General features: G+C 51.3%; 8 protein-coding genes. 5 read left to right on the top strand and 3 right to left on the bottom strand.

Features of this window, described 5'->3' with window-relative positions; genetic code table 11:
• Positions 1-67 precede the first annotated feature (67 nt).
• Both AB1S56_RS08925 and AB1S56_RS08920 read left to right on the top strand, forming a co-directional pair.
• Positions 68-922, top strand: a complete 855-nt coding sequence (locus AB1S56_RS08925) for an AraC family transcriptional regulator (RefSeq protein ID WP_340869979.1) — start codon at positions 68-70, stop codon at positions 920-922.
• A gap of 184 nt (positions 923-1,106) precedes the next feature.
• Positions 1,107-2,099 carry a hypothetical protein gene (locus tag AB1S56_RS08920; protein WP_367903449.1) on the top strand — a complete coding sequence of 331 codons (993 nt, stop codon included), beginning with the start codon at positions 1,107-1,109 and terminating at the stop codon, positions 2,097-2,099.
• 52 nt (positions 2,100-2,151) lie between these two features.
• On the opposite strand, the gene AB1S56_RS08915 is transcribed toward AB1S56_RS08920, so the two are convergent.
• Positions 2,152-8,529: a sugar-binding protein gene (locus tag AB1S56_RS08915; protein WP_340869976.1), complete on the bottom strand. Its 6,378-nt coding sequence runs from the start codon at positions 8,527-8,529 to the stop codon at positions 2,152-2,154.
• A gap of 234 nt (positions 8,530-8,763) precedes the next feature.
• Between AB1S56_RS08915 and AB1S56_RS08910 the strand changes: the two genes are divergently transcribed.
• Complete coding sequence (locus AB1S56_RS08910; RefSeq protein WP_340869974.1) at positions 8,764-9,648, top strand: AraC family transcriptional regulator; 885 nt, start codon at positions 8,764-8,766, stop codon at positions 9,646-9,648.
• Positions 9,649-9,802: 154 nt separating this feature from the next.
• Here the strand turns inward: AB1S56_RS08910 and AB1S56_RS08905 are convergent, their stop codons facing one another.
• Positions 9,803-11,074 carry a glycoside hydrolase family 27 protein gene (locus AB1S56_RS08905; protein WP_340869972.1) on the bottom strand — a complete coding sequence of 424 codons (1,272 nt, stop codon included), beginning with the start codon at positions 11,072-11,074 and terminating at the stop codon, positions 9,803-9,805.
• Positions 11,075-11,224: 150 nt separating this feature from the next.
• On the opposite strand from AB1S56_RS08905, the gene AB1S56_RS08900 reads away from it, so the two are divergent.
• Both AB1S56_RS08900 and AB1S56_RS08895 read left to right on the top strand, forming a co-directional pair.
• Entirely contained in the window at positions 11,225-12,799 is a 1,575-nt protein-coding gene (locus AB1S56_RS08900; protein ID WP_340869969.1) for a response regulator, read from the top strand.
• A gap of 67 nt (positions 12,800-12,866) precedes the next feature.
• Positions 12,867-14,540, top strand: a complete 1,674-nt coding sequence (locus AB1S56_RS08895; protein WP_367903448.1) for a sensor histidine kinase — start codon at positions 12,867-12,869, stop codon at positions 14,538-14,540.
• 46 nt (positions 14,541-14,586) lie between these two features.
• On the opposite strand, the gene AB1S56_RS08890 is transcribed toward AB1S56_RS08895, so the two are convergent.
• A complete protein-coding gene (locus tag AB1S56_RS08890) occupies positions 14,587-16,173 on the bottom strand; it encodes an extracellular solute-binding protein (protein ID WP_340869964.1) in 1,587 nt (528 codons plus the stop codon).
• Positions 16,174-16,259 lie beyond the last annotated feature (86 nt).

The following is a 16,259-nucleotide window of genomic DNA, read 5'->3' as shown; positions in this document are numbered from 1 at the left end:
TTGACGTTCGGGTTATTCACGAGTAGTATTAGAAACATTGAATACATTTAGAAACATTGGAGATCCCATGACAACAAACCGCTGGACCTATAATAAGGAGCACGATTCGGACTTACGCTTCGTTCCTGAGCTTGTCATGCTGGGATCCGATGAAGTGCGCAAAGCACTGCCTCTCACAGAGCACCAGCATCCAGGCTGTTATGAATTTGTGTTCATTGAACGCGGCAAAGCTGGATGGGCGCTAGGTGAAGAGCACTACGAGACAACAGCAGGACAAGTCTTTCATTCTCGTCCCGGGGAGAAGCATAGGGGAAGCTTTAATGTCATTGAGCCCTGTAAATTTTGGTGGCTTATTGTAGAGGAGCCTGCTCCAATTGGCTGGCTCGGCTTCACGACAGAGGAGCTAATGCATATCCAACATGCATTAGCTGAATTGCCTCGCGTCAAGCACGTTGGATGGGCTTCCTTTGAAGCCCTGAAGAGACTGAAGCACACACTTCTATTCAGGAACGCACTTCAGAGCGTTGCGGTACGAGCTGCATTGATTAAAGCCATACTAGCGATCATTGCTCCACATTCTGGTTCGCACGAAATAGCTGCCGACTTGAAGCTTCGTTTCGAAGAACTAATTGAAAGGATGGGCAAGGAGCCCGAGTGGCGGCCCACGGTCAACGAATTGGCCCAAATGACTGGCGTCAGCTCTTCCCACTTTTATCGTACTTTTCAAAGCTATACAGGTGAACCTCCCATCACCTTTGCCGAAAGACTTCGTGTGAAGGAAGCCTGCCGTCAATTAGAAGGCTCCCAGGATTCCATAACGGATATTGCCTATCGCCTTGGCTACCCCTCCAGCCAGCATTTCGCTACTGTATTCAAGCGCTTTATTGGAGCTACACCGAGTCAGTGGAGAAGGACTAGGTAGCCCCATTATTCCGTACACAGCAATGCCCGGCCGCAGCAGGCCGGGCACTTTTTAGTGATATATTTTCCACCCTCTTACATTATTTCACCCTAGCCGAAACAATGTAAGCGTTTTATACTGGAAATGTTTTCAACCGCGGTGAAAACTAAACCATAACGAAGGGCAGGAAAATGATTTGTTGACAATGAATCGTTTTAACCGATTGACTCTGCTAGTAATGTCTTTGATTCTCCTTCTAAGCGTCTCGTATTCGCTGACGCCGGCCTCCAAGGCTCACGCTGCAACTGGACCAGGAGGGTTATCGTACACGGGCAACTTAACCTGGAATGCTTCAACAGGTACGCTGACCTTCACCTCCAGCGGCTCCATCCAAGGCTTCTATTATAATGTGCCTACCACTGTCACGAAGGTCATTATTAAAGCCAATGTTCGGGTAACAGGCGGCTTCAAGTTTTATGGCAATGCCACCATTGAAGGCGAGAACTGGAACACCTCCGAAATATACGGCACCTCCGAACAGCGTTACACACAAAATCGCGGTCTAAATCCATGGCAGCACAATGCGATTGAAATGGTAGGCACTGGCACCTTATATGTGAAAAAGCTGAAATCCCTGAATCCGCGGGGGTATCATATCTCCGGCTACGGCACCAGCACGATTATCCATGCCGACAACGTTCGATTAATCGATAATCGAGGCGGCGACCAGAACAATAGCGACGGCTTTATCGGCTCCAATGGCTCCTCCATCAAGAACAGCTATATTAAGACGGGCGACGACGCCATTAAGCTTTACCGTAATATGACGATTGAGAACGTTGAGATTCGTATGCTTCGCAACGGCGCACCTATTCAGTTCGGCTGGAACAACGATGACAACCAGAATGTAACGGCAACGATTAATAATCTAACTGTGGTTGGGGAAAGCCCGAACAATTATTACAATCTGGCCGTCTTCACATGGGTCAACCAGAACAATACCTCCACGAAGAACATCACCATTAACGGAATTAACGTACAAGTGCCTGGCGCTAAGCTGTTCCAGCTTAATCCATCTCCGGGCACAGCCAATATTACGATGACCGGCGCTTCCATCTCTGTGGGGTCCTACGGTGTGAAGAATACGAGCGGCACGATCAAGATTAACGGCTCCACCGCACAATCCAATACTTATTAATGACAGTATGAGAGGGGCTCCGCCGATATTCGGCGGAGCCCCTTCTGTTCTGCTATTGCTTAGCTATAAAGTTATAGATGCCTTGCGCCGCTTCAGCGCGGCTCACCTTGTCGCCTGGGGCGAATACATCCCCGCTCTTGCCTTGCATGAGACCAAGCTGAATGGCTGTATTTACCTCTTCCATCGCCCAGTCCGATACTTTGTTGCCATCGGTATATGGGGCGAGCCTCTCTTCCTTGCTCCATGACCCTGTGCCTTGGATGGTCCAAGCCCTTGCCAGAAGGACCGCCATGGCCTCCCTAGTTATCACGCTCTCTGGTGAGAATCGGCCTTGATCATCGCCTTGCACCAGTCCTGCTTGCTGAGCCGCGCGGACATAGGGCTCGTACCAGGAGCCAGCTTCAACATCCTCGAATGTGGACTCCGAGCCATTCTCAAGCGTCAGCCCTAACGCTTGCACCAGCAGCTTCATGAACTCTGCTCTTGTGACAGATGCTTGGGGAGCGAAATGCTGCTCCGTCTTGCCGTGTACGATACCTTTGGCTGCCAGCACCTGTACAGCTCTGCTGGACCAATGGGAAGCTGGAACGTCAGCGAATTCGCCTCTGTATTCCATTACGGCATAAGTGCTGAAATGCTGCAGGCTGGCTTGAATAGTATGTTGGCTTGCATCCAGCTGACCGCCAACATATTGCCACTTCTTCATGTCTTCATTCCAATAATAGATCCCAAGCAGCTCTTCATCCGCCATAGCGGCCTCATACGGCAGACTCAAGCTTATCCCTGCAAGCTTGCTTTCCGCTTTAACCAGCTCGCCAGTACGGGATTGGAGCGCTACACTAATCTCATACATGCGTCCATTAGGCTTCAGCGCCGCTCCGAATTCGTTGGTGCCGGCTTGTGGAGCTTGAGCAGCCTCTTCCAGCTCGATTACCACTGACGCTCCTGCCCAGTCACCCAGCTTCGCTCTCATGGCATCCACCGTGTCCTGATCCAGCAGGACTTCAATGGCACCCCTCTTCACTGCCATTCCTTTGCCTTGGAGCTGAGCGACAGGAATGGAAGCACGGCTTGCTCCCTTGCTCAACTCAATGACCGTCGTGCCATTCTGCGTACTAACCTTAGGCTGCGTATCCCCTGCGGCTCCGCTAATCGGGACTGGGAATGACGGTATCTGCGGATTGGAGCTATCCTTAACCTCCATGCGAAGCTGATATTGCTTCTTAGTCGTCCCGTCCTCCGCAGTAATCACAATTGTTGCAGTCCCCGGCAGGGCCGTTGGCAATGTTACCTGAACATTGGCTTTGGAATCATACGCTACAGCCGATACAGACGGCACATTCACAGTACCCGCCGGCAAGGAATAGACATATTCGGTCTGTGTAGGCTTAACTCCCTCCACGTATTGGCCTGCAACGATCAGATCCGCTGCATCTGCATCCGAGGACTTGGGAGCAGCCGCGCGGAATACGATATCGTCCAGATACATAGGCGTTCCTTTTTTGCCATTCACATGAAACTCCAGTGAAGCTGTGCCATCTGTAACTTCAATATCAGCTACGGTCAATTTGGTATACGTATTCGACGTATCGGTCAGGGCGGCCTTGTACAGCTGTTCACCCACTCTTACGCCGCCGTAGCCGCTGTTCAGACCGTAGCCTTTATGCCAAAACTCCAGCTCATACATGCCGCTTGGCAATTGCGTCAGAGTCTGTGTTACGGTGGAAGCAAATGCCTCATTGCTATAGAAATTGCCCACCTGTTCTCCGCTGCGCTGGTTGGCGCCATATTCGTCTCCCATACCGTAGAATGCGCCCGCTGTGCCTGTTACCGTCCAATGGCTCGGCGGATTGGCATAACCGGTATCGGACTCAAAGTCGCCATTATGGGCCAGATTCGGCATAGCAGACGGAGCCTTCACTCTGAAGCCAATATGGTTCGTCATCACCTTGGCGCCATTCAGCTCTACCTCAGCCCAGATAAGGGCTTCCCCTTCCGTCACAGCTGTGATGGTCCCATCTGAAGCCGCCTTCGCAATATGGGGCGCATCGCTGAAGTAGCGCACAACAGCCGATGCGAGGTTGATATTCCCGCCATCCTCGCTGAAGCCCTTGACGGAAGCCTTAGTTCTCGAGCGTTCTGGATTGCCTGCGACCAGTGTACGAGAATCGGAATAAATCGCAGACGCCGCCAATTGATCATGGCTTGGAGGAGCATCCTTCAGCGTAACTGTGCCCAGATAAGACGGCGATGTGCTGGACATGTTCTCAGGGCCCGACCAACCCGTAATGGACTGGCGTGCGGTTGTGCCTTGTGTGCTGTCCAGCTGCGAATCAAAGCCGATCCGATCCCCGACAACATGCTGGAACTGGAAGGGTATCTTCATCGCAATCATAAAGCCTTGCTCGGTTTGCTTGGCGCTTGTGACCACGCCTTCCAAATCCATATTTTTGAACGGACGAATATCATTCATATAGGATACGATAAGATGACGATCCGTCGTGGAATAGCTCAGGCTCTTGCTGTTATCCTCGTCAAGGAATACCTCAGCGGCATCTCTCTCCCAGATGTTCACATTCTCATGATTCAGCACATAGTCTGCTTCAGCTTGAATGAGCGCATACAGATCCGTATCATCCCACATCAGCTGGAACGTGCCCTCCAGCAGCTCTGTGCCCAGACGCAGCTGGTTGATAGGATAGGATGGCGCACCATTCCATATCGGATCAAGCTTGGAGAGCTCCATCGACGGCGTACCCTTCACCGCCTCCGCTTCATAACCAACCAGCTTCAAGCTTCCCCAAACGGCAGGACTGGCGTCTGACAAATTCTGCGCGCCGGACCATCCCGTAATGGATACGCGGTTCACCGACCCGCCTGTGCTGTTAATTTGGCTGTCATACCCTAGAATGTCTCCCGCCTTTAACCCATCGGTGAACGGGATGATCGCCATAACGCGATAGTCATGACCATCCGTTTGGGCGAGCGTTCCAACGCCCTCCAGTCCCACCTGATCGAAATTTTGCACCTTATTGTTCGCGTTCACGATAAAATGACGATCCTTCGAACCATAAGACAGCCGCTTGGAGTTATCGGGATTCACAAAAAACTCGACGGAATCATTTTCCCAAATATGACTGTTGGTCATATTCAAATCCGTTTGGCCATCAATGTCGGCCAGAAGATACAGGTTGTCAGCATCCCACATCGCTTGAAGGGTGCCCGTCGTCGCGCTATCTCCCATTCGAATCTGATCGATGGCTACAGAAGGCACATGCTCCCATTCGGAATCCACGATTTCGGTTGTGGTCGGCGTGCCCCTAACAGCTTCCGCCTCGTAGCCGGATAAAGTAACCTCTCCCCATACGGAAGGCTTCTGATCCGATTCATTCTGCGGACCTGACCATCCCGTAATGGATTGCCGCTCAGTCGTCCCACCCGTGCTGTTCACCTGCAGGTCAAAGCCAAGCACATCTCCGATTTTGCGCTCAGCCTGGAAGGGGATGCGAACCTCTGCCACCAATCCGCTGCCGCTTTGGCGTACAACCGATGTCACGCCGCCCAGCCCCACCTGATCGAATGCCTGTGCTTGATTGTTAGCATCCAGTATGACATGCCTGTCATCGCCATCATACACATTACCTTGGGCGTGATTCTCATCCAGGAACCATTCAATGCTATCTCTGTTCCAGATCGCTTCCGCTTCAGTATTAAATGGCGAGCTGGATTGAACCTGTGCCAGCAGGTACAGATATTGTTCATCCCACAGCAATCGATAGAATCCGGTTACGGCATTCTCTCCCAGACGCAGGAAATTAGCCTTCTGCATGGGCGCCTTCTCCCACACGGGATCAATGAAGCCATCGAGACCCGGCGTTCCCATAACCGCCTTGGCCTGGAAGCCGGAAGCCTCCGTCGCTGTCTGATAGAAGAACTGCTTGCCGAACACCACATGATCAAAGTACATCCAGTTGCCGGCATTGGCATTAGACTTAAAGTCTATAATAGCTGTGCCGGAGCTTACCTCAACATCCTTCAGAACAATCTTTGTCCAACTGTCCGAGGCGGGAATATCCACGGACACCGGATCGCCCCCATGACCGGAGATTTCCATGGCGGCATCATTCTGGCCGCCGCTGGACTTCACCCATGCGCTAAGCGAATACGTATCCGCAGGCAAGCCGGTTATCGTTTGGCGTGTTGAAACCTGATAGGGCTCTGCGGCTTGATGAATGCCGTACCTTGAGCCTAACGCGGCACCGGTTGGATTGGATATCTTCCTGCCGGACTCCTCCGTCACAAGAGTCAAGCCTTGCGCCTTTCCTGTCCGATAAGCATCGGTATCGCCATGAACCGTCCAGTCCGTTGGCGTATGCTCGCCATCCTGCTCTTCAAGGCTCCAGTTCTGCACTTTGTTGTTGTGCACGAACACAATATCCTGGGAGGTGGCGTCCGTCATGATGCCTGCGCCTGACAGACTGTCCACAACCTTTCCGTTCACGGTCAAATTGTCGAAGACCAGATGGGATACCTTGCTGTCAGGCGCCTCCTCCAGAGGCAGACCGCTTATGAGATTGCCGCTTGTAGGCTGATCAATTCGGATATCCTTGAAATACATATGACCGATTTTGCCGAAGTTTTTGCCGCTGGCAAACTCCGTTTTGGTAATACTGAGTCCAATGAAGCTCTTGGAGCTTCCATTGAATTGCTCCACCCTTACATCTTGTATGGTGAAGTTGCGAAGATCGCCGGGATTGCCGCCGCCATGCAAAGCTAGAATAACATGGCCGTTGTTCCCCCCATGCGTGTCGTAGTGAATGACGTCGATATTGTCCACGAACACCCGATCCGCGTATTCGCCATTCCAGCTGATGAGCAGGACGGAGCCGTTTTTGTTCTGCCAGGCTACCACATCGCGGACCGTCAGGTATGAGATGCCTTGACCGATATCGATCGCATCGTCATTACCGAAGAAGAAGATATCTTCGACCTCGCTGTTGCCGATAGGATGAATGCCGTCAGTATTATGGCGCCAGCCAATCATCTTGACGTTCTTATACACATTCAGATCATTGGGATCCTCGGAGATTGACGTATAGTTGGCTACGTTAAAGCCCGGGCTGTCGAGCAGCGTAGGACCGTCGATCTCGAAGGCGCGAATGTTGAAGAACACAAGCAAGCCATCTACGCCCCATCTCCCGTCATGGGACTTCTTCTCTCCCGATATGACGCCTCTGCCCAGAATGGAGATATCCCGCTTGCCGTTGGCTGTGAAGGAGCCGATCACATAGGCGCCCGGAGCAACATACACCGTCTGGCCCGATTGCAGGCTGTAGGTCGCCTCAGAGCCCAAATCGTGGATACCCGGCTTAAAATAAATCGTTTTCCCCGTCTGCAGCACGCCATCCGTATTCAGATTATGCTCTCCCGGCTCGTATACCGCTACTTGGGGATCCTCTGGATTGGGAATGCGGGAAGCATCCTCTGGAGGATCGGCGAAGATGAACAGCTTGTTCTTCAGATCTCCGTCCAGCTCTACGGACAGCTTGGACGGCTTTGTAAGAGTGAAGGTCAGCTTGTTCCCGTCGACTGCAGGCTGTATGCCCTCATCGAGCGGCCGTACCACCGCTGCTCCAATGGGGCTCCCGTCCAGCTTCGTGACCTCAATCTCCACACTTCCGCCATTCATGGCGAAGCTTGTCCAAGACACGTTGTCACCTTTGCCGGATGTATACGTATCGGGATGGTTATTCACATTCTGGTAGGTGAAGGATGCTTCGCCATTCACCTTCACCCCGTACAAAGCGGAGGCATCCATGCCTTCGGGCGCTGGATACAGAGTAGCCTCTCCCTGCTCCACAGGAACCAAGGGCTTCGAGAAGGTCATGCTCACATCGTCGATATAGAAGGGCTTGCCTCCAATGTTATCCACATGGATCTCGATCGTTGCGCTCCCTCCTGTTATCAGAATATCCTTGAGCTCCGCCTTTGTATAATTACCCTTGCCCAGATGGGCTGTGAAAGGTGTGGAGACCGTATGGCCGCTCGCGGTCTTCACCGTAAGAGCCGACCCCGCATTATATTCCCAAGCGGCATACCACAGCTCCACGTTGTACAGGCCGTCAGGTACAGCGACGGTCTGCGATACGGTCGTCTGGTACGCATCCGGACTGTAGAAATTGCCTAGATGCCCCCCGCTTCTTGGCACATCATTGTATTGAGTGTTCTGAGCGTAGAATGCGGCGCTGCCCGTTACTGTCCACCGGCTTGGCGGCTTCTTGTAGCCTCCATCCTCCTCAAAGCCGGGATTGAGGACCAGGTTCTGCGGCTCGCTCGCAGCTTGAACTTCATGCATAGGCCCGATTCCCACCAGTGAAAGCGACGCCATCACAATGGTCAGCCATAACGATATTGCCCTCCTTGTTTTCATTTCATAAGCTCCTTTCCGCCTTAGCAAAATGATGTTTCAATTCTAATGTTAAGCGCTTCCAAACTAGTCGTACAGGCGTTAATTTTGTTAATGGCAGGGGGAAAATATATAACTGTGTCAGCACAAGCTTATTCCCTGCATGCTGAATATTGCTTTTCAATTCCCTCTTTTCCAGCTATAGTGATTAAGAGGAATTGACAATAGACGGAACGGATGACGGAGGGCGGATTACACGTGGCTTATCAACCGATTATGCGAAGAAATTACGGGTATTTGTTCAAGGATCAGTGGATGCCCATGCCGATCCAGCTGTCATCCCTTGGCTGGGAGAAGCTTGATGACCCCGCTTATCAGTGGGACGGCGCACACCGAAGCGAGAGAGAGCATGTGCTGTTCCAATATACATTATCCGGACAGGGCAGTCTGAGACTGGGCAACACGGAGGTTCAGACAACTACCGGCAAGGCATTCCTGGTCACGATTCCCGGGGAGCATCATTACGGACTTCCACCAGCAGGCGGAGTGTGGGAATTTATGTACATCATGCTGCACGGACCGCTGGCCGTCTCATTGGCGGAGGCGTACCAAGCGAAGAACGGCTGTGTTGTAGAGCTTAATCGAGACGCACCAGTCATTCGCTACTTGTCCAATCTTCTCGACAAAGCGGAGAACCGTCTGCTCGCCTCGCCCTTCGAGGCTTCTGACGCCGCTTACCGATTCATGATGCTGCTGCTTGGAGACCATCCCCTATTACCGAAGGACGAGCGGCTTCCGGAGCCGATTGCTCAGGTTCTCCAGTACATTGAGATGGATTACAAGGGAATTGAAAGCTTGGAGCAGCTTGCCCAGGCGGCTGGATTGTCTAAATATTATTTTGTGCGACTGTTCCAGAAGCATATGGGGAATACGCCTCTGGAGTATGTGAACAAGCTTCGTATTGAGCGTGCAGCCGAGCTGCTGCGAACAACAGCGCTCTCCGTTGAGGAGATCGCTGAAGCCGTTGGCTTCGCAAGCGGCAATTATTTCTCCAAGGTATTCAAGCATTGGCTGGGTATGTCGCCGGCCAAATTCCGCAAGGCGGAAACCTTTATGCCAGTGAACAAATTATTTATTCAATGAGAAATCCTCTATCGAGGCCTTTCAAAGATGAGCGACCGCGTTTAGATGTAGGATTTATCGCCAAATAGAATTTCCGTTTTCGAATGCTCGCAAACTTATAAATTCTATTGTGGTGACAAAAGGAGCGCCAATTGGCGCTCCTTTGTCATTCCCTTTATACCGATAGCTTAAATAATCGAGCGCCATGCGGCAGCACTTCTGCAGCTACTCGGCTTTCAGCAGCACCGAGGTCCTCAAGCGCCCATAGATCCCGCAGCTGGTACGTGCCGCTCAGCTTCATCAGATCAAGCGCTACCTCCATGTTGAGCGGAGTCACACCCGTATTAAATAATGCAAGGTATGTGCTTCCGTCAACATCCGTTGCCGTCCACGCCACTGCATCCCCCCGCCGGAACAGCTGGCGGCCGCCAGAGGAATGAGTCACCAAACGCAGAACCTCCGGATTCGTGAGCAAGGATAAGGTCCACTCATCATTGTCGCGCAATTCCCCGCCCACCATTAAGGGGGAGCGGAAGATGCTCCATAACGTCATCATCGTCATCTGCTCTTCATGGGTAAAGCGAGTCCAGCGATCTCCGATGCCGTGCTCATACGAGCGGATCGCAAGATGACCAAGCGGCAGCATGTCCGCATCCGGCCAGTGACCCTCGCCTACATGAGCCGACCACTGATTGCATTTGTCGAATTCATCGAACAGATCCTCCCACCGATCCCAATAATCAGCCGTCATACGCCACATGTTGGCGTTCGCTTTCAGATGCTCCGCCATCTCCAGCGGCGCCGGTCCACAGCTTAAGCTAAGCACCATGGGTCTGCCGCAACGATCAATCGCGCGGCGGATCAGCTCAATCTCCCCGGCGGAATAAGGGAAGGAGATGTCATCCACCTTGACAAAGTCGACCCCCCATGACGCATACAGCTGAAAGAGAGAATCGTAATAGGCTTGCGCGCCTTCCTTATCGGCATCAATGCCGTACATGTCCGTGTTCCATTGGCAAATCGAATTTTTGGATGCAATCTGGCTTGCCGTTACGGAAGTGCCAAGTATAGGCGAATCATTATGCACAGCTTGCCTTGGGATGCCTCTCATAATGTGAATGCCGAATTTCAGCCCCATGCCGTGAATACGATCGGACAGCGGCTTGAAGCCCCGGCCTCCGGCCGCCGAAGGAAAGCGGTTTGTCGCTGGCACCAGGCGGGAATACTCATCCATAACCAGCGGCACGAATGGACGATAGATGGACGAATTTGCGCCGGGCTCATACCATTGAATGTCGACAACCACATATTCCCAACCAAATTCCAGCATATGATCTGCCATATATTGCGCATTACCTAACACTTCCTCCTCCGTCACGCTTGCGCCGTAGCAATCCCAGCTGTTCCAGCCCATTGGAGGGGTAGTTGCAATAGATAGATGACTCATTTCGTTATTCCTCCCCGTAATTATTGCTTTTCAAACCTTCTGTTTTGTACTATCCTATTACATAGTAAGGTCTAAGCGCATAGGGGGACAAGAATAAAATAGTGCCCCTAAACATTCCTTATATTGCTCTTCACATGAAGGAGGTCTCATATGCAAGTTCTAATCGTCGATGATGAACGAAGAACAAGAGAATATTTGCGGGATTACATAGATTGGGGCTCTTATGGCTTCCTGTCGGTCTATACAGCAGAGGATGGCCTGCATGCCCTTGAGCTGGCGAAGACGATGAAGCCAGAGCTGATCCTGACGGATATTATGATGCCTCGGATGAATGGCATCGAGCTCGCGCAGGCGATTAGGGAAACGGATACGCACTGCCGGATCATTATTTTAAGCGCTTACACCGAGAAGCATCTGCTTAAGTCCGCTATTCAGCTGCAGGTTGTCGATTATGTAGAGAAGCCCATTGATCTCGATGAGCTTGGCAGTGTAATCGGACGAGCAGCGGCGCTCTTGCAGGAGGACGGCCAACGAATGGAGTCCATTGCCGCCAAGCAGCGAGCCATCGGCATACTATGCAAGGCTTCGGAGCGGGATACAAGGGATGATGAGGTTAGAGCCACGCTTAAGCAAATAGGCTTCCCTGAGGCTGGGCACTATAGGGTCATCATGGCAGCCTCACCAAGAGTTCCATCCGAGGACGGAGGGACCAATGGGATGGAGTCTTGTCTCAAACTTATACAGCAGCGGTTGAAGCACACGCAAGAGGGCTGCTGCAGCTTTCTGTATCATCCTCCCCTGCTGCCCAACCAGCCCGGCATTGGTATCATAGGCTCCACTACCCGTATAGATGCCGGAGAGCTTGAGCAGACCTTCATCCAGGCTTCCAGGGAATGCGAGGCCATGGGCATCAAGCTCGCTGTCGGCGAAGAGGTGGATACGCTTGCGGAGATTCCGTATTCTTACATGTCAGCACAGAGCGGACTGGACCATTTCTTCCTCATCGGGCATCAGAGGCTGCTAAGCATGCCGGAGGACCGCAAGCCGACGGGGCAGCCCGACCTGTCCGAGGCTACAATATTCAAGCTCGTGGATCGCATGGTGAATGGACAATCCCAGGAAGCGGAACAGCAGATCGCTGACTTGCTGGAGCAGCTTGCCTTAGCTGGCGCTGACAGCCTGCCCCTTATTAAAGGCATGTTGTTCAAGCTGCTTAATCTGCTGGAGTCGGAGATTGAGAAGCAGCAGCTCAATCTGGTGAAGTTCAAGGAGGAGCAGCATGAATACGACAAATATTTGTGGGAGCTACTGGCTTCCTTCCAGCATATAGGGGAGGTTGGTCATTACCTTCGCGCACTAGGCTCATGGATTCGTGACCATCATGCCCTCAATCCGCCAACGGATTTATCACAAGAGATTAGCCGGTATATAGAGCAGCATCTGAGCGATCCCAATGTTAGTATAGGTGCAATTGCGGGGCATTTCGGGTTGACCCCCTCTTATATTTGCCAGGTATTCCGCAGAAATACGGGCCAGACGATTGGCAATGCGCTCACTCTATTGAGGATGGAGCAAGCCAAACAATATTTAGCCAGCTCCGATATGCACACCTATGAGGTCGCGCTTGCAATTGGCTTCAATGATGCCAAATATTTCACCAAGGTGTTCAAAAAAGAAGTAGGCATGACTCCTAGCGAATATCGGAAGAAGGTGACTGGCGATTAAGCATCGTCTCATACGAAGCTGGTATCATAACCGGAAGTGGCGAACGAAGCTACTTTTTAACTATTTTATGTTTTTGCTGCTGCCGTTAGCGTTATTCACTTACTTCGCTTATGTAAATATGTCAGACACGCTGAAGGAGCAGACCAAGCTGAGCGCCAGCAAAACCTTTGATGAGACGGTCAATCAGCTTGGACAGCTCATAGAGAGTACCACTAACACGCTGAATCTGATGTCCTTGTCCATTCCCGTCAATGACATTATGAGCAAGACCCGCTACAGCAGTATCTCGGATCAATATTCAGATTATCTGACCTTATCCAAATATGCGGGCAGCCTCCAGCAGAATCTGCCCTTCAGCCGGATTCGGCTCTACTTATCGGATCACTTCGAGGGCACCTTCGATTATACCTACACGTTCCAGGAGTCCGCTCTGGAGAACGAGGCTTGGTATATCGGGATGAAGAAGCATCCTCGAAATCATACGTATTGGTTCAATTCGGAAGATGGCAGCCATACCGGGCTGTCTGTCGCCCGCATGATCTGGAACATGAATGACCTGTCCAAGCAAGTCGGCATAGTCCGGATTGACCTGGCAGAGACGGCGATATGGGCAGCCATGGGCGACCAGAAATCCAGCGAGCTCGCGTATAGCTACTTTCTGAATACGGACGGCGAAGCCATGATATTCTCAGGCCAATCTCAGCTCAGCCAAGAGGAGCTGATGAAGATGCTGCAGACAAGCGGCGTGTATGAGGAGTGGATCAATTACTCCCATGAAGGCCATGACATGCTGGTGCGCGCAGCAAGGATTGAGGGAACGAATTGGCACTACGTGTCGGCCATCCCTGTTCAGAGCATTCTGGATCCCATCATCAAGCTGCGCAACAGAATGGGGGTTCTGCTGCTCATGGTTACCGTTGTGGGTTATATGCTCGCCCTGTACGCCTCCAATCTGAGCACGAACCGTATTTACCGACTGATGAGACAGATGAGGAAGACCAAGCATGGCGAGCTCGGAACGCTGCAGGATCATTATGAGCAGGACGAAATCGGCGAGCTCATTGTCAATTACAATTATATGGTGAATCAGATCAGAAGCTTGGGCGAAGAGAAGTTCGAGTCAGGCAAGGCACTAAAGCAAGCGGAGCTGCGTGCGCTGCAAGCTCAGATCAATCCACACTTTCTCTATAACTCGCTGGACGCCATCGCCATCATGTCGGTGATGAAGCAGGCTCCTGAGATTACGCGAATGGCCAAGGCGCTGACCACCTTCTACAAGCTGAGCTTGAATAAAGGCAGAGATCTTGTTACGCTTCGGGATGAAATCGAGCATATCAAATCCTATATCGTTATTCAGAACATTCGATTCGACGACCGCATCCAGTTGGAGACTGCTATCCAGGCTGATGCAGAGCTAGCCTTAATCCCTAAGCTCACCTTACAGCCATTAGTGGAAAATGCCATTGTTCACGGGTTATTCGAGAAGGAAAGCAAGGGAGGCGTCATCTCAATTCAAGCCTCACTGGTACAAGACCTGATCACCATATCGGTAGTAGACAATGGTGTTGGATTCCCGGTTAACCCCCTTGTCAAAGGCCAGGGAGTCGGCATGATGAATGTTCACGAACGTATTCAGCTTACCTATGGAGAAGCATACGGACTTTCGATCCGCAGCGGCATGCCGCACGGTGCAGCTATTGATATTGCCATTCCTTACGTGAAAGCGGAAGAAGAGGACTAAGCGCCAAGCGCTTAGTCCTCTTCCTCTTGCTACTCATTGGTATACATTATTGATAGGTTGGGCCGTAAGCTTCAAGCTGCTTCTGCAGCTCTGCTTTGTATTCGCCGAAGCCCGCTTTCTCTACCTGCACCTTCAGATCTGCTACCGCCTTGTCTACATCCTTAATCAGACCTAGCTGCAGCGGCTTCAGATACTGCTCGGACAGTGTTCCTACTGCTTTCTCGATGGCGCTTATGTTGCCTACTGTCTTATCAAGCGCAAAGCTCGAAATGTTCGACTTAACCGCTTTATCCTGCGCGTTCTTCATAACCTCTTCGTATGTCGGGAAGGAGTCCTGTGGAGTCAGGTAGAAGCGGCTGTCTCTCCAGCCCCAAGGACATGCGGCGTCAGGACCATATTTTGCGCTGTCAGGCTGAGATACAAGCTTGCCATCAGCGGATAATTCCCAATGCTTGCCTTCAATACCGTAGGTCGTAAGCTGATTGTACCATTGGTCGTTTCTGAGCAAGTCCAGAAGCATCAATGCGCGATCCGGATTTTCCGATCTGGCGTTAATCGCCATGCCGTTGTTAATATAAGGGTTTGCTACAAGCGGACCCGTCGTAATGGGGAAAAATTGCAGCTCCCACTCAGGCTGGCTTTGCTTCAGCGTTGTATAAGTTGAAGATGCTTGCAGGATGTTGTCAATGAAGGCTGCGCTCTTCCCGTTGACAAAGGAATCGCGTGTAGGCGTTTTGTTCACGAGAGCATTTTTGGACCAGAAGCCCTTCTCATTCCAATCCTTCATTTTTTTCAAGAAGTCAATGTATTCCGGCATATCCAGATTAAGCTGAGGCTCGGAGCCTGCTTCATTCTTCAGGACATATTGCACGCCGCTTTGTACAGCAAGACGGTTGTAATAGTTATTGCTTGTGTAGACGATATTTCGAATCAGATAGTTTTCATTGTTAGCGCCGATATCCCAAGGAATCATCTCAGGCTCGTTCTTCTTCACGTTCTCCAGGTAGGTGCCGAAATCATCCATGCTTTTAATTTCAGTCAACCCGTATTTTTTCATCAGATCGCCGCGAACAATATAACCGTCAATCGTAACTTCCTTATAGTTCATGGGCAGATTGTACAGCTTGCCGTCGATCAGCGCGCTGTCCAATACCTCTTGCGGCGTATTCTTCACGGTCTCTGGGGCATATTTCTCCAGATCTTCCTTTGTTATTTCGTAGAAAGCGCCGTTTCGGGCATTCTTGAAGTAATCAGACCAGTTCGCCGAAGCGATAAGGTCATAGTCTTCACCGGAAGCCAGAATCAACGGATATTTCTGAGACCAGTCAGCCCAGGACAGGAATTGCACCTCAACTGTAGCGTTAATGTCTTCCTTCAGCTTCTTGTTCAGCTCATCGTAGACCAGATCAACGTCTGTAGGCGTGTCACCGAGCAGAATCATCTTTAGCTTCACTGCCTTGGACGTATCCACTCCCGTGTTCTCTGTCGGACTATTCGACGGAGAAGAAGTGGCATTGCCTTTTCCTTCATTGGAATTGCCTTTGGCGTTGTTGTTCGAGCTGCAAGCTGCCGCCATCGACATGACTAGCACAAGCGCTAGCAAGGCTGTTATTAATCTTGTTGTCTTTCTCATTGTTCTTTCGACCTCCTGTAAGATATGGATAAGTTTATCTATAACATCAGAAGCTATACGCGGCTTCCGATCTTATATTCTGAGGA

Source organism: Paenibacillus sp. PL2-23 (assembly GCF_040834005.1).
Classification (GTDB): domain Bacteria; phylum Bacillota; class Bacilli; order Paenibacillales; family Paenibacillaceae; genus Pristimantibacillus.
Note: the sequence above shows the minus strand (reverse complement) of the source record. Positions and strands in the feature narration are given on the sequence as shown.